This is a genomic window from Paenibacillus sabinae T27, from assembly GCF_000612505.1.
Taxonomy (GTDB): Bacteria; Bacillota; Bacilli; order Paenibacillales; family Paenibacillaceae; genus Paenibacillus_AQ; species Paenibacillus_AQ sabinae.
Genome location: NZ_CP004078.1, coordinates 1,085,549 through 1,110,433 on the forward strand (window position 1 = coordinate 1,085,549; position 24,885 = coordinate 1,110,433).

The 24,885-nt window shown below is 54.2% G+C and carries 19 protein-coding genes, 1 pseudogene and 1 riboswitch; of the genes and pseudogenes, 18 read left to right on the plus strand and 2 right to left on the minus strand.

The features are described from left to right. The first annotated feature begins 4 nt into the window (after positions 1-4). From PSAB_RS04860 to PSAB_RS04925, 14 genes and pseudogenes are all read left to right on the plus strand, one after another. Entirely contained in the window at positions 5-1,354 is a 1,350-nt protein-coding gene (locus tag PSAB_RS04860; RefSeq protein WP_226991766.1) for an O-antigen ligase family protein, read from the plus strand. Beyond that, positions 1,351-2,124, plus strand: coding sequence for a WecB/TagA/CpsF family glycosyltransferase (locus PSAB_RS04865; RefSeq protein ID WP_025333455.1), 774 nt, complete (start codon positions 1,351-1,353; stop codon positions 2,122-2,124). The genes PSAB_RS04860 and PSAB_RS04865 overlap by 4 nt, the downstream gene beginning before the upstream one ends. Before the next feature lie 36 nt (positions 2,125-2,160). Beyond that, entirely contained in the window at positions 2,161-3,693 is a 1,533-nt protein-coding gene (locus tag PSAB_RS04870) for an O-antigen ligase family protein (RefSeq protein WP_025333456.1), read from the plus strand. 102 nt (positions 3,694-3,795) lie between these two features. After that, positions 3,796-4,077, plus strand: a complete 282-nt coding sequence (locus PSAB_RS04875; protein WP_025333457.1) for a hypothetical protein — start codon at positions 3,796-3,798, stop codon at positions 4,075-4,077. Beyond that, positions 4,064-5,284 carry a glycosyltransferase family 4 protein gene (locus PSAB_RS04880; RefSeq protein ID WP_051529840.1) on the plus strand — a complete coding sequence of 407 codons (1,221 nt, stop codon included), beginning with the start codon at positions 4,064-4,066 and terminating at the stop codon, positions 5,282-5,284. The genes PSAB_RS04875 and PSAB_RS04880 overlap by 14 nt, the downstream gene beginning before the upstream one ends. Continuing rightward, positions 5,250-6,389 (plus strand): glycosyltransferase family 4 protein, encoded by a 1,140-nt coding sequence (locus PSAB_RS04885; RefSeq protein WP_025333458.1) that lies wholly within the window; start codon positions 5,250-5,252, stop codon positions 6,387-6,389. The genes PSAB_RS04880 and PSAB_RS04885 overlap by 35 nt, the downstream gene beginning before the upstream one ends. A 102-nt stretch (positions 6,390-6,491) precedes the next feature. Next, entirely contained in the window at positions 6,492-7,592 is a 1,101-nt protein-coding gene (locus tag PSAB_RS04890; RefSeq protein WP_025333459.1) for a glycosyltransferase, read from the plus strand. A 4-nt stretch (positions 7,593-7,596) separates the two neighbouring features. Next, the gene (locus PSAB_RS04895; RefSeq protein ID WP_025333460.1) at positions 7,597-8,937 is read left to right on the plus strand and encodes a UDP-glucose dehydrogenase family protein; all 1,341 of its coding nucleotides are present in this window, start codon (positions 7,597-7,599) and stop codon (positions 8,935-8,937) included. 151 nt (positions 8,938-9,088) lie between these two features. Beyond that, on the plus strand, positions 9,089-10,459 hold the full coding sequence (locus PSAB_RS04900) for a sugar phosphate nucleotidyltransferase (protein WP_025333461.1): 1,371 nt from the start codon (positions 9,089-9,091) through the stop codon (positions 10,457-10,459). 150 nt (positions 10,460-10,609) lie between these two features. Next, positions 10,610-10,693, plus strand: a riboswitch (cyclic di-GMP riboswitch). Positions 10,694-10,705: 12 nt separating this feature from the next. Further along, positions 10,706-12,463: a glycosyl hydrolase gene (locus PSAB_RS25885; RefSeq protein ID WP_226991767.1), complete on the plus strand. Its 1,758-nt coding sequence runs from the start codon at positions 10,706-10,708 to the stop codon at positions 12,461-12,463. A 189-nt stretch (positions 12,464-12,652) separates the two neighbouring features. Further along, positions 12,653-14,152, plus strand: a complete 1,500-nt coding sequence (locus PSAB_RS04910; protein ID WP_025333463.1) for a glycosyl hydrolase — start codon at positions 12,653-12,655, stop codon at positions 14,150-14,152. A 301-nt stretch (positions 14,153-14,453) separates the two neighbouring features. Then, entirely contained in the window at positions 14,454-16,865 is a 2,412-nt protein-coding gene (locus PSAB_RS04915) for a discoidin domain-containing protein (RefSeq protein ID WP_226991768.1), read from the plus strand. Positions 16,866-16,927: 62 nt separating this feature from the next. Continuing rightward, positions 16,928-18,088: pseudogene (locus PSAB_RS04920) on the plus strand (potassium/proton antiporter); the annotation flags it as partial. 290 nt (positions 18,089-18,378) lie between these two features. Next, positions 18,379-18,834, plus strand: a complete 456-nt coding sequence (locus tag PSAB_RS04925) for a Dps family protein (protein WP_051529719.1) — start codon at positions 18,379-18,381, stop codon at positions 18,832-18,834. Positions 18,835-18,980: 146 nt separating this feature from the next. Here the strand turns inward: PSAB_RS04925 and PSAB_RS04930 are convergent, their stop codons facing one another. Beyond that, positions 18,981-19,679 (minus strand): AIM24 family protein, encoded by a 699-nt coding sequence (locus PSAB_RS04930; RefSeq protein ID WP_025333466.1) that lies wholly within the window; start codon positions 19,677-19,679, stop codon positions 18,981-18,983. A gap of 56 nt (positions 19,680-19,735) precedes the next feature. Then, positions 19,736-20,224 carry a hypothetical protein gene (locus PSAB_RS04935; protein WP_025333467.1) on the minus strand — a complete coding sequence of 163 codons (489 nt, stop codon included), beginning with the start codon at positions 20,222-20,224 and terminating at the stop codon, positions 19,736-19,738. 375 nt (positions 20,225-20,599) lie between these two features. Between PSAB_RS04935 and PSAB_RS04945 the strand changes: the two genes are divergently transcribed. The 4 genes from PSAB_RS04945 to PSAB_RS04960 all read left to right on the plus strand — a co-directional run bounded on the left by PSAB_RS04945 (position 20,600) and on the right by PSAB_RS04960 (position 24,764). Continuing rightward, the gene (locus PSAB_RS04945; protein WP_025333469.1) at positions 20,600-21,301 is read left to right on the plus strand and encodes a hypothetical protein; all 702 of its coding nucleotides are present in this window, start codon (positions 20,600-20,602) and stop codon (positions 21,299-21,301) included. A 230-nt stretch (positions 21,302-21,531) separates the two neighbouring features. Next, on the plus strand, positions 21,532-22,494 hold the full coding sequence (locus PSAB_RS04950; protein ID WP_025333470.1) for a helix-turn-helix transcriptional regulator: 963 nt from the start codon (positions 21,532-21,534) through the stop codon (positions 22,492-22,494). A gap of 291 nt (positions 22,495-22,785) precedes the next feature. Continuing rightward, positions 22,786-23,775 (plus strand): ABC transporter ATP-binding protein, encoded by a 990-nt coding sequence (locus PSAB_RS04955; protein WP_025333471.1) that lies wholly within the window; start codon positions 22,786-22,788, stop codon positions 23,773-23,775. Beyond that, entirely contained in the window at positions 23,772-24,764 is a 993-nt protein-coding gene (locus tag PSAB_RS04960; protein WP_025333472.1) for an ABC transporter ATP-binding protein, read from the plus strand. The genes PSAB_RS04955 and PSAB_RS04960 overlap by 4 nt, the downstream gene beginning before the upstream one ends. Positions 24,765-24,885: the final 121 nt, after the last annotated feature.

Genomic DNA, 24,885 nt, shown 5'->3' on the forward strand with positions numbered 1-24,885 from the left:
ATGGATGATGATAAGCGGACACCGGGCTTCCAAATTGTATGCTCTGCCGTATGGAATGCTCTTTCTCCTATCGGCCCTGTTTCTAGGCACGACAGTGATATACATGCCGGCTGTCGCGGTTGCCGCTGTAGGTTTTCTCCTGCTGCTCGTCGTATCCCTGACCCGGCCGGATTATATCAGCTATTTCGTCCTTCTGACGACGGCGATATCTATCAATTTTTTATACGGCGGCAGCCTTTTCGGGATGGAAATCCTGTCGCTGTATAAGCTGGCCATGCTGGCGCTGCTCGTGCCCTGCATCCTCGTCAACGGCCTGCGCTTCAAGCTCAGCTATCCGCTGTGGGCCTTGGCGGCGATGGTGTTCATGACCTTTACGGCCTCCATATGGCTCCCCGAGATGACATCACAGATTGCGGTTAAGGCATTTATCGGACTGTCTCTGCCGTTCATGTTCCTGCTGATCAATTGGAAGAAAGAGGTGGCAGAGCGGCAGATCCGGCTGATCTGTCTGCTCCCGGTGGTAAGCCTTGTGGTCGGAGCGCTGCTGCAGGCGGCGCATCTTCACCCGATGCTGAATGTTGAATTCACCGGCGCGGTGAGGATTCAAGGAGCGAACATTCCGTCGCATCTGGCGATGCTCGCCTTCCTTGGAACGGTGATTCCGTTCATTGAGCTGAAGCGGAATCCGGGCCATGAGCGGTTCTTTTACACCATGCTGGCCGTGAATTTCATGACGCTGATCGCTACGGGAACGCGGGGGCCGTTGCTCGCGCTGATCCCTATGGCCCTCTATTACTTCTTCGACATCTTCCGGCGCTACCTGAAAGGCAAGACCCGTTATCTGATTCCGCTGCTGTGCTCGGTGGCCGTCATTGCCGGAGCCGTATTCATGCAGTGGGACAATATCAAGAAACGGTCCTTCGAAAGGCAGACCAGCGATGGAATCGACTTGTCGGGACGCTCGGAAGCATGGACATACTTTTTGGATAAAGCGTCGGGCTCCCCTTTATCGGGAAGAGGCCTGGGCGCCGTTACGGTAGCCAATGACGGTACATTGTTTATAGGCTTTGTCGTTCCCCACAATGAATATATCCGGTTTTACTTCGACGGGGGGTACATCGGCTCGACTCTGCTGTGGCTGTCGTTAATGGCTGTGTTCCTTCTGGTTTACAGAGCTTTGGCGCCGCCGGTAAAAATGTATTACCTGCTCTTGATAGCAGCGTTTCTGATTTATTCCTTTTCTGATAATACGCTGTCGACGGTCCAATTTATTATTCCGTTCTGTTGGTACCTGAACTGCCTGTATCGGGCTTCGCAGCCAACCGATTCCCCACAAAAAGAAGTGATACGATGAATCAAGTAAACATGTTCGATGTCAACTTTAACAATTATGATTTCATGGATCTGCTGGAGTATATCGATACTACGATCCGGGAAAGGAACCATTCCTACATTCTGACCTGCAATGTGGATCATGTGATCAAGCTGCGCAAGGATAAGGAATTCCGTACGGTCTACTCTGAAGCCGGTGCTGTCGTCGCGGACGGGATGCCTCTCATCTGGGCTTCCAAGATGCTGGGCAAGCCGCTCAAGCAGAAGGTGTCCGGAGCCGATCTGTTCAGCAGATTGGGGCATGCGTTCCAGCAGCGGAAATATCGGCTGTTCTTCCTGGGCTCCGCCGAAGGCGTGCCGGAACGGGCGACGAAGAACCTCAAAGCGTCCTATCCGGATATCAACATCGTCGGCTGCTACTCTCCATCCTACGGGTTCGAGAACAACGAGGAAGAGAACAAGCGGATTATCAGCATGCTGAATGAAACCCGGCCGGACATCGTGTTCGTGGGCGTCGGAGCTCCCAAGCAGGAGAAATGGATCTACCGTCATTATCTGTCCTACCGGGCGCCTATCTCGATCGGCGTCGGAGCCACCTTCGATTTTCTGTCCGGTTCGGTCAAGCGGGCACCGGATTTCATGCAAAAAACGGGGCTGGAATGGTTCTGGAGGCTAAGCCAGGAGCCGGGAAGGCTGTGGAAACGGTATTTGGTCGACGATGCCCAGTTTCTGGTTCTTCTGCTGAAGGAACTGCGCAAACGGGAAAAAGCGAACGGACAGAGCTTCGAATAAAAGCGTGTCCGCAAGGAACAGGAGGTGTATGAGACGATGACTAGCCGCCATTCGGGCAGTACCGGCCTTCCGCTGCCGGGAAATCTTCGCACTGTGGTGACTGCGGGCATTTTTGCAGCGGTTTGCGCGGTCGTGCCGCTGATGATCGGCTTTGTCAGCGCAAAGCTCAGCTCATCGAGCAGCCTGCAGCTGGCTATTGTGTCGGCGCTGCTGTTCCCGGCCTTCCTGCTCTCGCTGCTGAAGCCCCGGCTGCTCGTTTCGTACACGCTGCTGGTCTGGGCTGTCGCTCCCGAGCTTCGCCGGCTTGCCGACTGGAGTGAAGGCACCTATCACTCCGTCTCGTTGCTCAGCTTGGCTCCGCTGCTCGCAGGAGCGACGGTCGCCATACCGGTCCTGCGCGAAATTCATACCCTCAAGCGGCCTCATATGCGGCTGATGCTGCTGTTCGCGATTCCGCTCGGATACGCCACCCTGATCGGGCTGGCGAAGAATGGCGTAGGCTCGGTATACGATCTGCTGAACTACCTGGTTCCGCTTCTTCTTCTGCTGTATTTTGCAGTAACGCCGTTTACGGCCCGCGATATCGACAGGCTGCTTGGCACCTATGCCAATATCGCGGTTTTGGTAGCCGTGTACGGGATCATACAGTATTTGACGGTTCCGGCATGGGACGCTTTCTGGATGCAGAATTCGGGTATGAATTCCATCGGTACGCCGCATCCGCTGGAGGTCAGGGTCTTCTCCACCCTCAACTCGCCGGGACCCGCCGCAACCTTCCTCGTGTTCGCGCTGGTGCCGATGATCCTTGAGAAGCGCTGGCGGGGAGCCTTCAGCTGGATCGGCGTTCTGCTTGTGGTCGTCTGCCTGCTGACCACGCTCGTACGCGCCTCCTGGCTACTGATGCTGGTCATGCTTCTCGTCTATATCGCATCTTCTTCTTCTAAAGGCAAATGGAAGACTCTGATTCAGGTGGTCTTTGTAGCGCTTGCGCTGTTCTGGATCGTTCCGAAGCTTCCGGGAGCGGAGGGGCTGACGGCACGGATGGAGACCCTCTCGTCTATCCAAGAGGACCGCTCCTATAACGACCGGCTCAACCTCCTCGGAACGATGATCCCTGCGATTAAATCCAATCCGGTAGGCCAGGGAATCGGCAGCGTCGGACAGAGCACGAAGATTGGCAACAGCGGCGAGCTCGGCGAATACGGCATTATGGACAACGGGTTCATTGCCCTGATGCTCACCTTCGGCGCTCCGGGCGGCCTGCTGTTCTTTATCGCACTCGGAGCGGTAGCCAAGCAGATTTACGGCAGAGTGGTCGGCATGATCCGGCTCCAGCTGTATGGCAGGCTGGCTCTTGCGGCGTGGGTAGGCGCGGTGGTAGGGCTGGTGTCGGACAACGGATTCTCAGGGCTGAAAGCCTACCTGATCTGGATGCTGATCGGTCTTGGCCTCGGCGTAAGAGAGCTGATCGAGACCGGCAGGAAAGAAGCCGACCCGGCGGTGATCGAGCCGGAGACCGAAAGCGTACTGGCCGAAGCTAAAGGCCAAGTGGCTACGGACAGCCGGTGATTTCTTAAGAACCGCTCCCGGCTTAAGGCGAAGACGACAATGAATTCCTATATGGGCAAGAAAACAACGGATGCGAACGGTTAGATAAAGGAGGAAACCTGCATGAATTCAGTTTCAAGCGTGTTTGCCGGCGTTGACCCGATGACCGGGGACAATGCTATCCCAAATGACGAAATCCGGTTAGGGTGCCGGCCGTTCGCCGAAGAGATTGTATTGGGTGAGGGAAGCGGGGATGGGGCGATTGAGCTCGCGGACACCCCTGGCGTCCCTGATCATGTGAGAATTCATAGTCGGCTTCAAACCCTGAGGGCTTTAAAGGCTTTAAGGGCAAGCCAGGCGGAGAAAGAACAGAAGAAGGGAGGAAGAAGCTATGTCTTATCCTGACGGATTGAACATTATGTCAACGGGCCTTAGCTGGCCTTCCGTGCAGCCTGGCGGGCTCAACACGTATTTCAAATCCGTCTGCGAGCAGCTCTCCTCCCGCAACCGGGTGCAGGCGCTGATTTGCACCAAGGAGATGCCGGCAACTCCCGAGGAACTGATTATCCATAACGCCGGCGATCCGAAAGAGTCGATCTGGAAGCGGAAGGACGCCTTTCAGAGAAAGGCGGCGGACATGTTTAACAGCGGGAAGGAAAGGATCGACATCCTGTACTCCCATTTCGCTCCCTACGGGGTCGGCCCGGCCATCGAGGCGAAGAAGCGCGGCATTCCGGTTGTCATGACGTTCCACGGCCCCTGGAATGAAGAGATGAAGATCGAAGGCCAGGGAATCAAGCATCAGGTGAAGACCGCGATTGCCAAGTCGATTGAACGGAAGGCTTACCGGCTCGCGGATAAGTTCATCGTCCTCAGCGAGACCTTCCGCGACATTCTCCATTCGCTGCACGGTATTCCGCTTGACAAGATCGTCATCATTCCCGGAGCGGCCAACATCGACCGGTTCATTCCTTCAAGCAACCGGCTTGCGGTCCGTCGAATGCTGAATCTGCCGGAAGGGGCCACCACGGTGCTGACGGTTCGCAGGCTCGTGAACCGGATGGGCCTCCTGCAGCTGCTGGAAGCCTGGCGGTCCGTGTCTGAGCGCTTCCCGAACGCTATCCTGCTGATCGGCGGCAAAGGCCCCTTGCGGGCGGAGCTCGAAGAGCGGATCGCCGATTACGGGCTGACAAGCAAGGTCAGGCTGCTCGGCTATATCCCCGACCATGAGCTGGCCTCGTATTATCAGGCGGCTGACCTGTTCGTCGTTCCGTCGCAGGCTCTGGAGGGCTTCGGCCTGATCACAGCCGAAGCGCTGGCTAGCGGACTGCCGGTCATGGCAACGCCGATCGGCGGCAACCGGGAAATCCTGCAGAATTTCCGGCCGGAGCTGCTCTTCAAGAGCTCGTCCGCCGCGGATATGGCCGAGGGGATTTCCCACATGCTCGGCAACCGAAGGCTTCTTCCGAGCCGGGAGGAATGCCGGGAGCATGTGCTGGAAAGGTACACCTGGGAGCATGTCGCGGATCAGGTGGAAGCCGTATTCAGAGAGGTTATGGGGAAAGGAGAGACGCTGAATGTTGAGAGTGGCATATATCGATCACACGGCTAGATGGAGCGGCGGCGAGGTAGCGTTGTTCAACATTCTGACCCATATCGGAGAACAGGTTGACCCGCTTGTGATCCTGGCGGAGGAAGGCGCGCTGGCCGACCGCTTGCGCGATAGAGGAATCGACGTCCGGATCGTGCCGATGGACGAGAGCGTCCGAAGCCGCGGCCGCAACACCGTCAACCTGGGCGCGCCGGCTGCTGCCATGAAGCTGCTGGCCTACGGCCGTAAAATCGCTCCGCTGCTGAAGAAGGAGCGGGTAGCCTGCGTGCATACCAACTCCCTTAAGTCTGCCCTGTACGGAACGGTTGCCGCCAAGATGGCAGGCGTACCGCTGATTTGGCATATTCGCGACCATATTGGCGCGCCTTATCTGAAGCCGGTTGTCGCCAAAGCCATCCGGCTGCTCTCGCGTCTATTGCCGAACGGCGTCATCGCCAATTCGAAGTCCACGCTCAGCGCGCTGGAGCTGCCGAAGTCGAAGAAGACGCTGGTCGTCTATTCCGCTTTCGCCAAAGCGATCGGCGGCGTAGCCGGACGCGGGGACCAGAAGGACTTCAACGTTCTGCTGGTCGGGCGGCTGGCCGAATGGAAGGGTCAGCATATTCTGCTGGATGCGGCCAAGAAGCTTCAGGGTAACGGCCGAATCAAGTTCTGGCTGGCGGGCGACGCCCTCTTCGGCGAAGACGAATACAAGAAGAAGCTGCTTGCGACGATCGAGCGCGAGGGGCTTGACAATGTAAGCCTCCTGGGACATGTGGAGGACATTCAGGGATTGATGCAACAAGCGGATCTGCTCGTCCATACTTCGATCACACCGGAGCCGTTCGGCCAGGTGATCGTCGAAGGGATGGCGGCGGGTCTGCCGGTAATCGCGTCCAATGAGGGAGGACCGGTTGAAATCGTCGTGCCGGGTGAGACAGGACTGCTCATTCAGCCTGGAGACCCGGCTATTCTTGCGGAATCGATCAACTGGATGCTGGAGCATCCCGAAGAGCGGGAAAGAATGGCGGAAGCCGGGATCAAGCGGGTAAAGGAACATTTTGTGATCGAGAACACGGTCAAAGAGATTGTCGCCTATTATAAAGGCCTGGTGGCGGGCACCTGACGAACAAAAGGAGAGCGGATATCACCTGTGAAGCAAGCAGCTGTCTCTTAAGCAGCCGCTTCTTGACACACATAGCTCCATCAAACGTTGAGGATGATTCACATGAAAATAGCGATAGCGCATGATTACTTAATCCAAATGGGCGGAGCGGAAAGGGTGGTGGAGGTTTTTCACCATATGTATCCGGAGGCTCCAATCTTCACGACGGTTTTTAACGGAAACCGCCTGACCGAGAATCTCAAGGACGCGGATATCCGGGCCTCCTGGCTGCAAAAAATTCCGGGAGTGAAGGACAATTTTAAAGGGGTGCTGCCGCTTTATCCCATGGCTATCCGCGATCTGGACTTCAGCGGGTTCGACATCGTACTGAGTTCCAGCAGCGCGTTCATGAAGAGCATCCAGGTTCCCAAGCGTACATTTCATCTCTGCTACTGCCACACCCCGATGAGATTTGCCTGGGATTATGACACCTATATGGAACGGCAGTCGAATTCCGGTTTATTCAAAAGAGTGCTGAAGCTCTACATCCAGCAGCTCAAAATGTGGGATCAGCGGACCTCCAAAAACGTGAACCAGTTCGTTGCCAACTCATCCGTTGTCAAGAGCCGGATACGGAACTACTACCATCGGGATGCTGATGTCATCTTCCCGCCCATCAATACCTCCCGGTTCAAAAGCTCAAGCTCCATCGGCGATTATTATCTGATCGTCTCCAGACTGGTTTCCTACAAGCGGATCGATCTGGCGGTCGAAGCCTTCAACCGCAACGGTCTGAAGCTGCTCATCGTCGGCGACGGTCCCGACCGGAAGCGGCTGGAAGGAATGGCCAAGAGCAATGTTAAATTCCTCGGCCGTCTCGAAGACGATGAGGTCAACGGACTGATGTCGCAGTGCCGGGCTTATATTTTTCCCGGGGAAGAGGATTTCGGCATAACGCCGCTGGAGGCGAACGCTGCGGGAAGACCGGTTATCGCCTATCAGGCGGGCGGAGCGCTGGACACGATAGTGCCCTATGTAAACGGCGTATTTTTCAAGAAGCAGGAAGTCGACGATTTGCTAGGGGCTATTGCCGAAGTGGAATCGTATGCATGGGACGTCGGGAAAATTATGAAGCACGCGCAGAAATTCGATGAACGAACGTTTATGGTGCAGTTCAAGCAGTATGTTGAACAGGCGTATGTGAACTTTCTAAAAGGAGGATGAAGATATGAATCTGGCGGTAATCGGCACTGGCTATGTCGGCCTCGTATCGGGCGTATGCTTTACACTTGGGGGTAACCATGTTATTTGCGTCGATAAGGATGAGGAGAAGATCGCCCGGCTGGGCCAGATGAAGTCGCCCATCTACGAACCGGGTATCGAGGCGCTGATCGAAATGAACCTGAAAGAGGGAAGACTGAAGTTCTCCTCCGATCTCCGGGAGTCGGTTCGCCTCTCGGATATCGTTATCCTTGCTGTAGGCACGCCTTCTCTCCCGAACGGGGAAGCGGATCTGCAGTACATCGAAAGCGCGGCTGCGGACATCGGCCGAGCCATGGAAGGCTATAAGATCATCATGACGAAGTCTACCGTTCCCGTAGGAACGAACGAGAAAATCCGCCAGATTATCGCTGCCCACACCGGCTATCCGTTCGATATCGTATCGGCGCCGGAATTCCTCCGGGAAGGCTCGGCCATCCAGGATACGCTGCATCCCGACCGGGTGATCATCGGTCTCGACAACCCGGCCCTTGAGCCCGTTATGCGGGAGCTTCATCAGGGCTTCACCGAAAATATTGTCGTCACCGACATCCGCAGCGCGGAAATGATCAAGTACGCCTCGAACGCATTTCTGGCAACCAAAATTTCGTTCATCAACGAAATCGCCAATATCTGCGAAAAGGTAGGCGCGGATGTGACCGAGGTGGCCGAGGGAATGGGCCTCGACCGGCGGATCGGCTCTTCCTTCCTCCAGGCGGGAATCGGCTACGGCGGCTCCTGCTTCCCGAAAGATACGAAGGCGCTGATCCAGATCGCAGGGAACGTCGACTACGAATTCAAGCTGCTGAAATCGGTGGTCGAAGTCAATCAGGGCCAGCGGTTCATGATTCTTGCGAAGCTCCACGAGTCGATAGGCAGTCTGCAGGGTGCGACAATCGGAATCTGGGGACTGGCCTTCAAGCCGAACACCGACGATGTGCGCGAATCGCCTGCAAGGGAAATCATCGAGGCGCTTGTTAAGGAAGGCGCGCATGTGAAGGTGTACGATCCGATTGCCGCGGACAATTTCCGGAAGCAATACGACCACCCGCTGATTCACTGGTGCGCCGTGCCGGAGGAAGCGGGAACCGGCAGCGACGCGGTCTGCCTGCTCACAGATTGGGCCGTGTTCAAGGATATCGATCTGCACCTTCTGGCAGCAGGAATGCGCAAGCCGATCCTGATCGACGGGCGCAACGTCTACTCCAAGGAACAAATCGAAGGAACCGGGCTGGAATATTATTCGGTGGGACGCCCGCGGATGGGCGGACTCAGCGGCTTGTCTCCAAGCGTGGCAGGAGCGGTATAAGCGGTATATATGGATAAGTGACGAACCGGGTCAGGCGCCGCAGACTCAGGCGAAGCAGGTTCGCCGCGGCGGCGCCGCTACCTTAGGATATTCCGTTAAGAAGCAGGCTGTTCACGGCTGTATCATGACCATTATGAGGGAGGGTATCATTATGAAACTGGTATTATTGTCTGGCGGTTCGGGAAAACGGCTGTGGCCTCTGTCCAACGACTCTCGGTCGAAACAGTTTCTGAAGGTGCTGGAAAGCCCGCTCGGCGAGCCGGAATCGATGGTCCAGCGGGTATGGCGGCAGCTGGGAGAAGCGGGACTTGCGGAATCGTCGTATTTGGCGACAGGGCGCGGGCAGGTGGAGATGATCCAAAGCCAGCTGGGCGGGGATGTCAAGATCATCGTCGAGCCCGAGCGCCGCGATACGTTTCCGGCCATTGCGCTGACGGCCGTCTACCTGTATTCGGTAGAAGGCGTTCGCCCGGATGAGACCGTCGCGATCCTCCCGGTCGATCCTTATGTGGAAGGCTCCTTCTTCGGCTCGATTTCACAGCTGGAGCAGGCGCTTGACGATACCGGCGCAAATCTGGCGCTGATCGGCGTCGTGCCGGAGCATCCCTCGGAGAAATACGGCTACATTATTCCTTCGGGCGGCGCGACGGAGAAAGAGGTAAGACCGGTTAGCGGTTTCCTGGAGAAGCCGGATCGCCTGCGGGCCGAAGAGCTGATCGGACAGGGCGCCTTGTGGAACTGCGGGGTGTTCGCCTTCCGGCTGGGATATCTGCTTAATATTTTACAGCAAAAAGGGCTGCCTTTGACTTACGAGGAGCTGCAGAAGCAGTATAAGCTGCTCTCTTCCATCAGCTTCGATTACGAAGTGGTTGAGAAGGAAGACAAGATCGTTGTCCAGCCGTATGACGGATTCTGGAAGGACTTAGGCACCTGGAATACCCTGACCGAGGAAATGGCGAGCAACCAATTAGGCAAGGGCGTGCTGACTGAGGATTCCTCTACAAGCTGCCTGGTCAACGAGCTTGATATTCCGATCACGGTAATTGGCGCCCAGGACCTGATCATCGCCGCGAGCCCGGATGGCATCCTCGTCACCCACAAATCGGAAAGCCCGCGCATCAAAGAGGTGCTGAAGGGCGCGGAGCAAAGACCGATGTACGAGGAACGCCGGTGGGGCCACTATAAGGTGATCGATTACGTCAAATACCAGGAAAGCAATGAAGTCCTGACCAAGCGGATTTTTATCGCAGAGGGAAAAAATATCAGCTACCAGTATCATCTTAAGCGCAGCGAAATCTGGACCTTTATCAGCGGGGAAGCCAGCATCATTCTTAACGAGAAATTGCACACGGTGAAAGCCGGAGATGTTGTGCGCATACCGGAAGGAACGAAGCACAGCATTCTCGCGTTGACCGATGTGGAATTCATCGAGGTTCAGACCGGATCGGAGCTGGTGGAAGAGGATAATATCCGCATAACGCTGGATTGGAAGGATATTGAACTGCAGCAATTTATCTCGTAATAATGCCTGAATGAGGGATAACCTACTTATTAACCATATAACAAGGCTATTAAACGGGTCTTTTGGCTCATTTATTGAAGAATGATGAAAATCAGTCTTCATCATTAATTGTACACCGTCGATATTTACGGTAGAAGGTTAAGCCTTCCAATACGACAAAGGCAAACCTATCGCGAGGTAGGGACGCAAAGCCATAGGGCCTCTCCATTTCAGAGAGGCAGCCTGGCTACCGAAAGGAAGATGAAATTGAAAGTTCACCGTACGTATCGATTGTTCTGCATGCTGGTAACTCTGTCTCTGCTCCTGTCATTTGTTCCGTTCATGGGCGGAGGAAGCGCATCGACCGTTTCCGCGGCGGCTGCGTCCACAGCGCCGGTGACCCCGGACGCTTCACCCGAAGCGGTCAAGCTGCTGAGTTACCTGTATTCCATTTCCGGAACCCGAATTATCACCGGTCAGCATGACTATCTGGAAAGTCCGGACGAGTTCAACAACAAGCTTCAAGTAACGAGCAGTAGATATGCAGCTCTCCATGGATATGAGCTTGGCGCGATCAACGGCCAAACGGACGGCGCCGTAACATGGCTCCGGCAAAATGTGGTGAACAGCGCCATCAAATGGTATAAGTCCGGAGGCATCGTCGCGATGACGTTCCACGAGAATCTGCCGGGAACATCATACAGCTGGTCCAATGTGCAGATGTCGTTGTCCCAGGCCGACTTCGACAAGTATGTTACACCCGGAACCCCGGAGTACCAAAATCTGATCACTGAGCTGGACAAGGTGGCGGTTTCGCTGAAAACCCTGCGCGATGCCGGAGTGCCCGTTCTGTGGCGGCCCTATCACGAAATGAACGGGGGCTGGTTCTGGTGGGGCAAGAAGACGAATTTTACTGCTCTCTGGAATATTATGTATGACCGTTTTGTCAATGTTCATAAATTGAACAACCTGATTTGGGTGTGGAGCCCGAATGCTCCGAACGACTGGGCCGATCCTTACGCGAAGACTTATCCCGGTGCGGATAAAGTGGATATTCTGGCGGCGGACATTTACAACAAGGACTTCAGACAGAGCTATTATGACGATCTGTTGAGTTTGGCCGCAGGCAAGCCGATTGCCATTGGCGAGAATGGTGAAATGCCCGATCCTGCGATGCTGCCCAAATATCAGAGCAAATGGGTCTTTATGATGACCTGGGGCAAAATGCTCTATGAAAACAACACCACGACTACAATCAAGAGTTTTCTAAACAACGGATTTACGTTAACCCGCGATGAAATTAGTACGGCTCTGGCTTCGTATACGGTGCCAATGCTGTCGGAAAGCCCGACGCCAAGTCCGTCGCCGACACCATCGCCGACACCGACGCCGAGCCCAACACCATCGCCGTCACCGAGTCCAACACCGACACCTACGCCAAGTCCGACACCGACGCCGGTACCATCGCCAAGCCCGACACCAACACCAACACCAACATATACGCCGAACAATCAGCAGTCCGCTGCGGATTCTTCAACCGATAGCTCATCCTTGACCGCGCTGCTGCCTTCGGCCACGCCTGCGGAGCCACGCCATGGCCTGCTGGGCGAATATTTTACCAACATGCAGTTAACCGGGACGCCCGCACTGGTGCGGGAAGAATCGGCCGTCGATTTCAACTGGGGACTCGGATCGCCGGACACCTCCATCGGCCCCGATAAGTTCTCCGCCCGCTGGAGCGGCAAAATCAAGCCTCTGTACAGCGAGAACTATTCCTTCTATACCAGTTCGGATGACGGTATTAAATTATGGGTCAACGGCGTTGCCGTTATTACCAGCTGGTCTACCCAATACGGTTTAGAGCGAAAGGGAAGAATCGACCTTGAAGCCGGGAAACTGTATGACATTAAAGTTGAATATTACGATAATACGGGGAGCGCCAAAGCGCGTCTGATGTGGGAGAGCAGTAGCCAGCTCAAGGAAACCGTTCCAGCCAGCGCGTTTTATCTTTCCGATTCGCTTTGATATAGCTTTTACGGCTGCCCCTGAGGGTGGCCGCCGATACTTATAATTCATTCAGTTCATTTGAGCCTTGCGAGGCCCTGCTTAATACAGCAGGGCTTCTAAACTATAAGCCCCTCATGGGGAAGACTGTTTTCCCGGCATACGGGAGGCCGGCATTCTCTTAAAGGATTCCTGGCTTAAGAAAGGAAGATGAAATTGAACAAATCCTCCAAGTATCGGTTGTTCACTACGGTTTTACCTTTGATTCTGATCATGTCCCTGCTGCCGTGGATGCATTCGGAAACTCCGCCCAAGTCCGTAATCCAGACACCGCCCGCTCCGGTTAATCCGTCGGCCTCGCCTGAGGCGGGAGAACTGCTCGGGTTCCTGGCAGGCTTAAGCGGCAAGAGCCTGATATCCGGCCAGCATGATTATCTGGAAAGTCCGGATGAATTTAATAATAAGCTCGAAAAGGCTACAGGCAAATATGCCGCACTTCACGGTTACGAGCTTGGAGCCATTAACGGCCAGTCGCCGGACACGATCGACCGCCAGCGGAATGCCGTTGTACATAGCGCCATCAACTGGTATAGAAGCGGCGGGATCGTGGCCATGACTTTTCATGAGAACCTGCCCGGCACTGCTCCCATATGGTCCAATGTCTCCATGAGTCTGAGCCAAAGCGAGTTTGACGCCTACGTCACTCCAGGTACGGACCAGTACAACCATCTGATTGCCGACCTTGATCAGATCGCCGGGTATTTGAAGCAGCTGCAGAGCGCAGGAGTGCCCGTTCTGTGGAGACCCTACCATGAAATGAATGGGGGCTGGTTCTGGTGGGGCAAGAAAAATAATTTTTCAGCTCTCTGGGATATTATGTATGAACGTTTTGTGGGTAAACATAAATTAAACAATCTGCTCTGGGTATGGAATCCGAATGCGCCCAACGGGTATGCCGACGCCTATGCGACCTATTACCCGGGAGCGGACAAAGTTGATATCCTGGCAGCGGATATATACAACAATGATTTTCAGCAATGGTATTACGATAGTCTGCTGAAGCTTGCAGACGGCAAGCCGATCGCCATCGGCGAGAGCGGCGAGCTGCCAAATCCCCGGCTGCTGGCCAAGAGCCAGAGCAAATGGGTCTATGTGATGACCTGGGGGAAAATGCTGACCGAGAACAACAGCCAGCGCACAATCAATAGCTTCATGAACGCCGATTACACGTTATCCAGAGACGATTATATCCAATTGGTGGATAAGGAGGCGGTAGCCGCCGGCAACGGGCTACGGGGAGATTATTTCGCCAACAGGGAACTGGAAGGCAAGCCGGCTTTCAGCAAGACTGACGCGAATTTGGACTTAAGCTGGCAGGAGGGGACGCCCGGGGAAGCCGTGAACAGCAACTTCTTCTCCGTGAGGTGGCAGGGCCGCCTTAAAGCTTCCGGCACCGGAACCTATACGATCAAAGCTGTAGCCGACGACGGTGTACGGGTATGGATCGGCGGCAAGCTTGTCATCGACAGCTGGGCGCTCCAGAACGATACAGCCCGGACAGGAACGATTAAATTGAAAGAGAATACTTTTTACGACATTAGAGTGGAGTACTTCGAAAATAAAGGTAAAGCCGACATCAAGCTGCTCTGGCAAGGTCCGGGGCGGCCGGAAGAGGTCATTCCCCCCAAAGAGCTTTTTCTACCCGACTAAACAATAGACCGGGAGGTCGGATTCCTTGAGAAAGCGAGGACAGGAAATGAGTATACCACGAAAAGCCCTATCTTTAACCGTACTTTTGAAGCTTGCAGGATTTATCGTCTTATTTTTGCTGTCTGTCTCTTTTTTAGGGAATGAAGGAGCGGAAGAACCCGGGAATTCCAACTTTTCCACCGCGTATAAGACAGCGCCCGTATCCCCGCCGGGGAAAATCATCTGGCAGCTGGGCACACGGAATGAATCGTCCGGCGAGTTCGCGCCCAGGGATTCATCATCCGCGGGGAGCGCAGTAAGTATGGATACATCTGAACTTGACACGGGAGATCTCAAAAAAGTGCCTTCCGGTCTGAATGGCAAGAGCTTGCCCGAACTGCGAATCTCGTACAGCTTGACCCATATTCCCGACAACGGGGTATTGTTTCAGGTTAGCATTCTCGATGCCTATAAATCCGTCCCTCAGATGGCGGCCTTCTCCAACAGCCAGCTGTCGGGGATTATTCAAATCGCGGGCGTTGCGGGAACAGGCAGCGGGTACGATTTCCGTAAAACATACGATTTGTATATTCCAAAGGAACAGCTGAAAATTGGCACAAACGAGCTCAAGCTGAAAGTGGTCCGTTCCATGTATGCGTCGAGCGCGGAGGACCAATATTCATGGTGGACCTGGGACGATCTCAGCCTGCGTTCGCTGAATTCGCCGATCAGCGAGCCGATTCATGGCAGCTATGTGCTTACGGGCACCATGGTTGCCAACAAGCAGTTTTATTTTGATACAGGCGCCACCGCTCATCTGCCGTACATTATCAAATGGCTCGGTTTGGCCTACAGCGGCAATATTATGCGGACGGGCGGCGCCAGCGATGTAGGCTTTTCCCGTTCCGACCTGGAGAATTACTACAAGGTGCTTAAGGATTACAATATGCAGTCGGTCGCGCTGTATTTGTACACCGGGAATATCAAGCTGAATGCGGACGGCTCCCTGCCGGATAGCGCGAAGAAGAAGCTGACCGATTATTTCCGGCAGTACGGCTCATATTTTCAGTATTACGAGGTAGATAACGAACCCGGCTTGTTTAACCGCTCCAAGGCGGTCAACCTGGCGATTGCCGACTGGCTGAACAAGGAGGGTAAACAAATCGCGCCTCATCTTAAGACGGTTGCTCCGGGCTGGGCGTATTGGCCGGCATACAAGGAGGATTCCTGCGGGAACCAGAGAGGGGACGTCAAGCAATGCGGCGACCCGGACGGCTGGGAACGCGATCCCGCGCAGCGGCTGGAGCTGGAGAAGATCACAGATCTTACGAACGGCCATTCATACGGGGATTCTTACGTCGCCAAGAACGGCGGCAGCTTTACCGAGAACCTGAAGACTTTCCAAGGCTCGAATGACGGGCTTCCCAAAAAAATGCTGGTTTCCGAGTTCGGCACCTCCGACACTCATGTGGACGATTATCATTACGGGGCGAAGGAGCGGACGTCGGCCGCGTTCGACCGGATTATGAGAGCTCATATCGGCTATGCGGATATGTTCGTGCAGCACGCTGCCTTTTTCTACAATTTCAGTCTGTTTCAGTTCAAAAACGTTAATCTGAAGACGCATGATCCGGCCAAGACGGAGATTTACTATACCAAGGAAGGCGAGGATTCCCGCGTCAGAATCATGCGCAGACTGAGCTTGGCCTATGCGACCCACGGCGCCCCGCTCACCTATAATCTGCTGAACAAAAGCGCGCTTGCCGACAAACTGGTATACGTCCGGGCCGTGGATACCTCCAAGCTGGCTCCGCTGGCGGGAAGCGATGCGACATCGAACAAGGTGCTGGTGAACTTCGTCAATTTCGAGAACACACCGCAGACCGTAAGCGTCAAAGTCACCATGCCCAAGCAAACGATCTATGAGGGAGAGCGTTTCGGTGACGGCAATACGTATGAAGAAGCGCGCCGTTACGTGACCGGCCTGCAGGCGAAGCCTGAGCTTACCTTTACGGAAACGCTGGCTCCGGGAGAGGCTGTACAATATATTTTGCAGCCTTCCTCGGAAGTAGCGGATGAGGCGCCAAAGAGCCTGACGGCCACCGCCGTCAGAGGGACCTCCGTACAGCTGAATTGGCTCGAATCTCCCGGGACCGGCTATGATGTGTTCCGCGCGGAGGGCGCGGATAACCAACTGAGGCAGATCGCTTCTAAAGTTCAAGCTACGTCGTACACCGACCGTGCGCTTAAAGAGGGAGTTCTGTACACTTACGGGGTTCGGGTAACGGGCAAAACGCTGCTGTCGGCCAAGACGCAGATTACGGCTACCGGCCTGGTGCCGCTGGATCGGACCGGCTGGAAGGTCTCGGACAATTTGAATATGAGCGAAAAAAAGCTTTCTTATATGATCGACGGAGATCTGAGCACCCGGTGGGATAGCGGTAAAAATATGACCTCCGGCGAAATGGTTCAGATCGACATGGGAAGCTCGCATTCCCTGGAGGCCATAGAGATGGACACCTCCAAATCTCCATACGATTATCCGAGGATCTACAACATTTATGTATCGGAGGACGGGCAGAACTGGCAGCAGATCACGTCGGGCAGGGGAAGGAAGGACGTCAGCATGTATCCTTTTGCCCAGACAAGGGGCAGGTATGTCCGAATCGTCCAGACCGGAACCGGCGGAAATTTCTGGTCCATCCACGAATTGCAAATTTACTCAAGAGAGTAGGCGAAGTTGCGGAAGCTTAACCTGGCGGTCCCGATAACTTGAGAAAGGGCGTGATCGACAAGATGACCCATCAAGCCGATTCCATCCTTATGCTGCTGGCCGCTCTTATGCTGGTAGGGGTACTGTCCACCAAATTTTCTTCGCGGTTTGGGCTGCCGTCGCTGGTCCTGTTTATCGCCGCGGGCATGATTCTCAGCCGCTTTGTTTATTACAATAATGTGCCGCTCACTCAATTTGCGGGCCTGTTTGCTCTTGTCGTCATTTTGTTTGAGGGCGGCATGCAGACCCGTTTCAAGGATATCCGGCCGGTGATCGGCCCTTCGCTGGCGCTTTCCACCCTGGGGGTGCTGGTTACGACTGCCGTAGTGGGGCTGTTCGCCACATGGGTTCTAGATGTTTCCTGGGCGGAAGGGCTGCTGTTCGGAGCCATCGTCGGATCGACGGATGCCGCGGCGGTTTTCTCTGTACTGGGCGGCAAGAATATCAATAAACGCCTGACTTCCACGCTGGAGGCGGAGTCGGGCAGCAACGACCCGATGGCGGTCTTTCTTACCGTGTCGTTGATCGAATGGATACACGATCCGGATACCGCGGTATGGCGTCTGCTGCTGTCTTTCATCTGGGAGATGGGAATTGGCCTGCTCATAGGCCTGGCAATGGGCAAAACTACTGTTCAGGTGATCAACCGGATCAACCTGGATTCCACCGGCCTTTATTCCGTTATGGCCTTCGGATTTGCCGTGCTGACCTACGGCTCGGCCGCTCTGCTGCACAGCAGCGGTCTGCTTGCGGTCTATACGATGGGGCTTGTTCTCGGCAATTCCGAGCTCACCTACTACCGCACCATTATGAGCTTCAATCACGGATTCGGCTGGATGATGCAGATCTTCATGTTCATTTTGCTCGGTCTGCTGGTCTTCCCCCAGGAACTGGTGAATATCGCCTGGGAGGGGCTGCTTCTGTCTTTCATATTAATGCTGGTGGCCCGGCCGATCGGCGTCTTTTTAAGCCTGCTCTTTTTTAAATACTCCATTCACGAAAAAACACTCATCTCCTGGGCGGGACTCCGGGGCGCCATTCCGATCGTTCTCGCCATGTACCCGCTCCTGGCCGGGCTGGAGCACGGCAGGATGTTCTTTAATGTTGTCTTTTTCGTCGTCCTGACCTCGGCCGTCATTCAGGGAACAACCATCTCCCCGCTCGCGATGAAGCTTAAGCTGATTGGCTCACAAGCGGGCGGCTCCCGCTGACGACCTTACATTGATCGCGGGAATGAAATATAGTTGAACGTTAGCGGGGGCTCTTCGGAGCCCCCTTTTTCCTATGCAGCCTCTTGTCAGGCCAACCGAGTGGGTGTGACGGAGATAACAGTTCTTTCCAAGAGGGACATGGTAAAATATGCACCAATTAAATACAGTCAATGGATTGCAAAGCAGCTAGATTTGTGCTAAATTAAATATAGATTTAGATTAAGTCTAAATATTAAAAAATTTAAGACCGGAGGAATGAATCAATGAGCACTGATCTGAAAACTCAAACCGAACTGCATGCCGTATTGAATCGTCAAACTGCCAACTGGACACTGCTGGGAATTAAGCTTCATCATTATCACTGGTTTGTTACCGGTACGGACTTCTTTACGCTTCACAGCCAATTCGAAGAATACTATAACGAAGCTGCGGGCTATGTGGATGAGCTGGCTGAGCGTCTGCTGGCCATCGGCGGCAAGCCCGCTTCGACAATGAAAGAATACCTCGCTCTGTCCAGCCTGCAGGAAGCAACCGGCGGCGAGAGCGCCAAGGAAATGGTGGCCGCTTTGGCCAAGGATTACGCGCTTCTTGCGGAAGAACTGAGCGCCGGCATCAACCTGGCCGAGGCATCCGGCGATCAGCCGACAGGCGATCTGTTCATCGGAATCCGGACAAATGTCGAGAAGCATGTATGGATGCTGAACGCTTACCTCGGCTAAGAAGGGGATGCCTGCCGGCTGCACACAGGCGGCAAACGAACGGCGGCAGCTTAAGCAGCGCCAAATGGCCGGTTCCAGTCGGATTATGACTGGAACCGGCCATTTTGATTTTGGCATCCGTATATTAACCAGCGGGGGATGTTGGATTACTTGATGAAGACGCCTCCGAAGGGCAGCACTTCCCTTAGGAATCGTTTGAGAATGCCGTCCTCCCGGTTCTCCCTTTCAAAACGGCGGTTCTGCCGGCCGGCCTGAAAGAGGACCGGGCCGCAGCCGGTCATTTTCCAGTGATAGCTCATATGCTGGCTGGCCAGATGGTTCCCGTAGACCGTCAGTTCCAGCCGGGCATTCTCGGGATAGGCGATCATGCTGCCAGCATCGACATACAGAGGCTCGACCGGGTCCAGAGCCGCCTCGCACACGGTTCCTTCGGTCAGAATACCGATGCTTCCGCTGCCGGAGAACCTGACCTTGATGAGATCACGGGTCACAATCATATTTTTCACGCTCAGAATACGGGTCTGCATTTCAATGCCTTTGCTGTAATAGAACAAATGCCTGAAGTCATAGAGCAGGTCGTCTTTGCCTTCCAGCCGGACCGTTTTGATCCGGTAGCCCGGCGGCAGCGCCGCCGTGAACCTGCAGGGACCGGACATATCTGCCCGGATCAGCTTGCGCTTGCGGTACATTCCCTTAACATCCATCAGCCGGTCGGCCCGTCCCGAAGAAGGTCCCTGATACGCTATGATCTGCTGCGGATGCAGCACATGAATTTCCTCATTCTCCTCCAGCGTGAAGGTCAAGGCCTGGCCGCTTGAAGAATGTTCTTGATCCTGGACTTCCACGTTCACCGCCCTCACCTCTTCCCGATAGTCCCAGGTATTCTGCGCCGTACTGTGTATTAACGAAATCTGTCTCCTTTGCTTGAGCGGCTGCGCATGCCGAGGCGGATAACCCTGGTCAGCACAAAATAGCCCGCAATCAGTCCGAGTCCTGTAAATATAGTCACCTTCAGCCGGTGGACATAGCCTTCCCGGGCGGCTCGCTCGTCCCTCAGCTCATCGACCATCGCGGTAAGCATCCGGTTTTGTTCCTGCAGAGAGGTATTTTCGCTGCGGTAGGTTTCCAGTTGATGCTGGGTCTGGTCCAGCTGATCTATCGTCTGGCCAAGCTGATCCTTCGTCTGCTCCAGCTCGCTTACGGTCTGTTGATAGCTTTCCTGCAGTTCATTTACCTGATCCGGCAGCTCAGAGAACTGCTCCAGCCCGCGGTACAAATCGCCGAATACATTCGCCTGGGCGGCTGAAGCCGGCAGACTGTAAACCAGGGAAGCCATTAACACAATGGCGCCAAGCAGACGCGGGAGTGCAGGAAGAAATTTTGATTTCATAGGTTGATCACCGCCAGACATGAAGTTGGGTTTCTTTCATACTACTATACTGATTATAGCATGTCAGCATCCGGGCAGATTGCGGCAAAAGACGCCGCCCGATCCGCGTTTTATTGTAGGGTCTGGTCTTTTTTTTTAAATCCGCGCGTCCCGGGAGGAGAAAGAGAAAACTTTCGGTATAATTCGGTATAATGAAATAAATCATTGCAATATGCAAATTATAGCGGGTGCTGCTATAGGAGCGGTTTACTTTCGGGTGAATATGCTCTTTTTTTGTCGATAATATCAAACCGAACATACATTCCATGACAAGGAGTTGTCCGCCAATATTGGTACATTATATAGAAGACCCAAAAAAAGAAAGAGGTGGAAATCATGCATGCCAGTATTCAACCGGTTTATACATGGAGCCGCGATTGCATTTTTTCCGGAAAACCCCAAAAAGCCATCCTGCTCATTGAATGGCGCGGATTCGTACAGCCGATTACAGGGCGGAAGAAATCCTATCCAATTGCTGCGCGCGATATTGAGCTGCGTATATGGCTTGAGCCCCATGTAAGCCTGACCGGCCTGCATGGCTGCCACAAGGCGGACAGCGAAGACCGGGCGATCATTCTCTCACTGGGGACGATCCGCGCGGGGCAGACGAAATATATCGCGTTGGATTTTGATTTGGAGCCCCGTGCGTCCGGCCGCTACGAGATGCTCTGGCTTCAGTGGGGATACCGGCAGCGGACAGGCGAACGGGAACGGGAACTGCCTGTGCAGAAGCTGACGCTGGAATACAGCCGCCACACCGGATGCATGGATGAGGTCTGCTCTTTTTACGTCGAGAAGCACCGGGAGCTCCTGATAGCGGAGAAGACCATTACGGAGGCGCTGTCTTTATACGCCTGCGGGCGGCAGGCTGACGCCCGGGAGATGCTGCGGCGTCATGCCGACAAGCTTCTGCTGCTGGCCGTGCGCTCCGAAGACAGCGTGCTGCTGCGTCAAGCCGAGCTGCTCTATAAGCAGAGCGAAAGGAAGGAAGGATCTCTCCTTGACGAAAACGGGGAACCCCGATACGCAAGCGGGTAAATTTTTAAAAAAGATAATATAGGAATTAATACCTAAACAATCATATGAGACTTTATGCTTACTTTTTTAAGGAGTAGTTTATAATCGCACTGTTAATTGTGTTAAAATAGTAAAATAGTTCTATTACATATCCCATTATGTGGAATTATTTAGGATTGATATAGACGCACATTTCCGAATGCAGCTTAAAGACGAATTTATTTTACTAATGTTGGCAAGGAGTAGTTAATATGACAGACCGATTAATTCGTCTGATGCGTGTAATTACGCTCGTTCAGGCCAAGCCCGGCATCCTGGCGCGCGAATTGGCCGAGCGCTGCGGCACCAGTGAGAGAACGATTTATCGGGATATGGATGCCTTGAGCGCCATGCATATTCCAATTACCCATTTGGGCCACGGGAAGGGTTATGCTTTTATTGGTAATTTTGCGCTGTATCCCCTGGACTGGTCATCGAAAGAAGCGGCCGCATTTTCGCAGCTTCGCGTCAATATAGATAAGATAAAGCCTTGGCTGCCCGAAGGGTTCGAGAGCGCCTACGAGAAGGTGTTGGCGGCTGATTACAAATTCAGGGCGGATCGGGAAGAGAATATGGAAAGCGCCAAGAAGGAAGCCGGCTCTCTCTTTCTCGACAGGTATGATTCCGGGACGGAGCAGTCCCATCTGATTCGCATTCTGAACGCTGTGCTGAAACAAAAAAGCATTCGAGTCGATTACTGCGATAATTCGCAGGAGGAGAGCGGAATCGAAATCGACCCGTATTATCTGGTCCCGCTGGACAATCGTTTTCATCTCATTGGCTACTGCCACAGCTTCAAGGCCTTTCGCAGCTTTCACACCCATGACCTGACGAATATAAAGCTGCTGGATAGGCCTTTTTCCAAACAATCTTTCAATTTGCAGGCATTTACGAAGCAGAAATGGTCCGTTGAAGAAGACAGCCTACGGGTGATGTTCAAAGTCAGGTTTTCGGACAACGCGCTGGAAGAGATCAAGCGGAGGAAACCGGAAATCGCGCCTGTAGAAATGAAACCCCAGGGCAAATATGCCTGCTTTGAAGTTTCGCTTGAGCGGGACAGGGAGTTCATGGAATGGGTGGCTAATTTTAAAGAGGAAGCGGAAATCATCGAGCCCACCCATTACCGGGAGGCTTTCCGCTATCGTATTGAGAAGTGGCTGTCGCTGTATAAATAGCGCAGTCATTTTTTTGAGTGTTTTTTTATGTAATCACATGTATGTTCATGCAAGTTGTAAAAAAAGAGAACCCGAGTTTCCAAAATTTATTCTTGTCGGAGCAGATTATATATAGTAAAGTCAATAAATATAACAACTGTGTTGGTTTAAAGCGGTATCTCTTTCATGTGATGTCAGGTTAATACTTTCATGCAATGTCAGGTTCGGTGCTCTCTACAGACTTTTGGAGAGTTTTTATTTTATTCAAATTTGACCTATGTTCAATTTATACGGGAAAAGAGGTAAGCTTCTTTGGTTCAGCCTATATTGAAAATCGAGAATCTGCATACGCATTTCTTTACGGAAAAAGGGGAAGTGCCTGCGGTCGACGGCGTCGATCTCTATATCAATCCCGGCGAGGTGCTGGGCGTGGTGGGAGAATCGGGCTGCGGAAAAAGCGTCACCTCCCTTTCCGTGCTGAAGCTTGTGCCGAGTCCGCCTGGCCGCATTGTGGACGGCCGCATCGTCTTCAAGGGGACGGATATCGTGCCGCTTAAAGAGAAGGAAATGCGCAAAATCCGCGGCAACGCTGTCTCCATGATTTTTCAGGAGCCGATGACCTCGCTCAATCCGCTGTTCACTGTAGGGCAGCAAATTATTGAAACGGTGCGCCTGCACCGGGGGCTGTCCAAAAAGGAAGCCCGGGAGCATGCGGTCGAAATGCTGCGCAAGGTCGGCATTCCAAGACCGGAAGCGATTATTGATGAATATCCTCATCAATTGTCGGGAGGCATGCGCCAGCGGGTAATGATCGCGATGTCGATCTCCTGTAGTCCCGAGCTGCTGATCGCGGACGAGCCGACCACGGCGCTGGATGTGACGATTCAGGCGCAAATTCTGGATCTGATCCGCCGTCTCAACGAGGAGCAGGGCACAGCCGTCATGATGATCACCCATGATCTGGGCGTCGTTGCGGAAATGTGCGACCGGGTAGCGGTCATGTACGCCGGCAAGGTGGTGGAGGAAGGCTCGGTGCATGATATTTTCAAAAATCCGCTGCATCCTTACACCCAGGGGCTCATCGCTTCCGTGCCGAGAATGGACGAGACTCGCGAGCGCCTGTATTCGATTCCGGGCAACGTGCCTATTTTGAGCAAAAATATGCAGGGCTGCCGGTTTGCGCCGCGCTGTTCCCATGTGATGGACATCTGCCACCAGTCTCTGCCGGAGCTAACCCTTCAGGAGAACCGGCACAGCTGCAGATGCTGGCTGCATGACGGTAGTCAGGAGGATGCGGTATGAGCGAACATTTGCTGGAAGTGAAAGGACTCAAGAAATACTATCCGATTAATAAAGGGTTTCTTAATAAAACACAAGGCTTCGTCAAAGCCGTGGACGATATTTCGTTCGCGGTCCGCAGAGGCGAGACATTCGGCCTGGTGGGAGAAAGCGGCTGCGGCAAATCGACGACCGGACGCTCGCTGCTTCGGCTGATCGAGCCGACGGCCGGGGAGATTCTGTTCGAGGGGCAGGACATCCGCAAGCTGTCCATGGAAGAACTGCGCAAGCGGCGCCGGGATATGCAGATTGTCTTCCAGGACCCGTTCTCCTCGCTCGACCCGCGCAATACCGTGGAGCGGATTCTGGAGGAGCCGATGATCGTGCACGGCGTTGGCGACGCCAGAGAGCGCAAGGCCGCCGTTCAGCGGCTGGCCGATGTCGTCGGCCTGTCGAAGGCACATCTTCAGCGGTTCCCGCATCAATTCTCCGGAGGCCAGCGGCAGCGGATCGGCATCGCCCGGGCGCTTGCCCTTCAGCCGAAGCTGATTGTGGCGGACGAGCCCGTCTCGGCGCTGGACGTATCGATACAGTCGCAGGTGATTAACCTCATGCAGGATTTGCAGCGCGAATTCGGATTAACCTACATATTTATCGCGCATGATCTCAGCGTTGTGAAGCATATTTGCGACCGGGTCGCGGTGATGTATCTGGGGCGAATCGTCGAGATTACCGACAAGGAGAAGCTGTATTCCCATCCCCAGCATCCTTATACGCAGGCGCTGCTGTCGGCGGTTCCCGAGCCCGATCCGGATTTGCGGAAGGAGCGCATCATTCTCCAGGGCGAGGTGCCGAGCCCGGCGAACGCCCCGGTCGGCTGCGCCTTCAGTACGAGATGTCCGCATGTGATGGACATCTGCCGGAATACGCGTCCGCAGCTTACGGAGACGGAAGAGGGGCACCTGACGGCCTGTTATTTGTACGACGGGGAAGCCAAGACGCAGCTGGCCTAAAGACAGGAAGGCGGCAGGCTCTGACCGGAGATTCTGCCATATGCACAAGACACGGTTTATGGCCGCTCTCTCAATGCGGCTCTATATAAACGCATCATAAACAATTGTGGGGAGAAAGGGG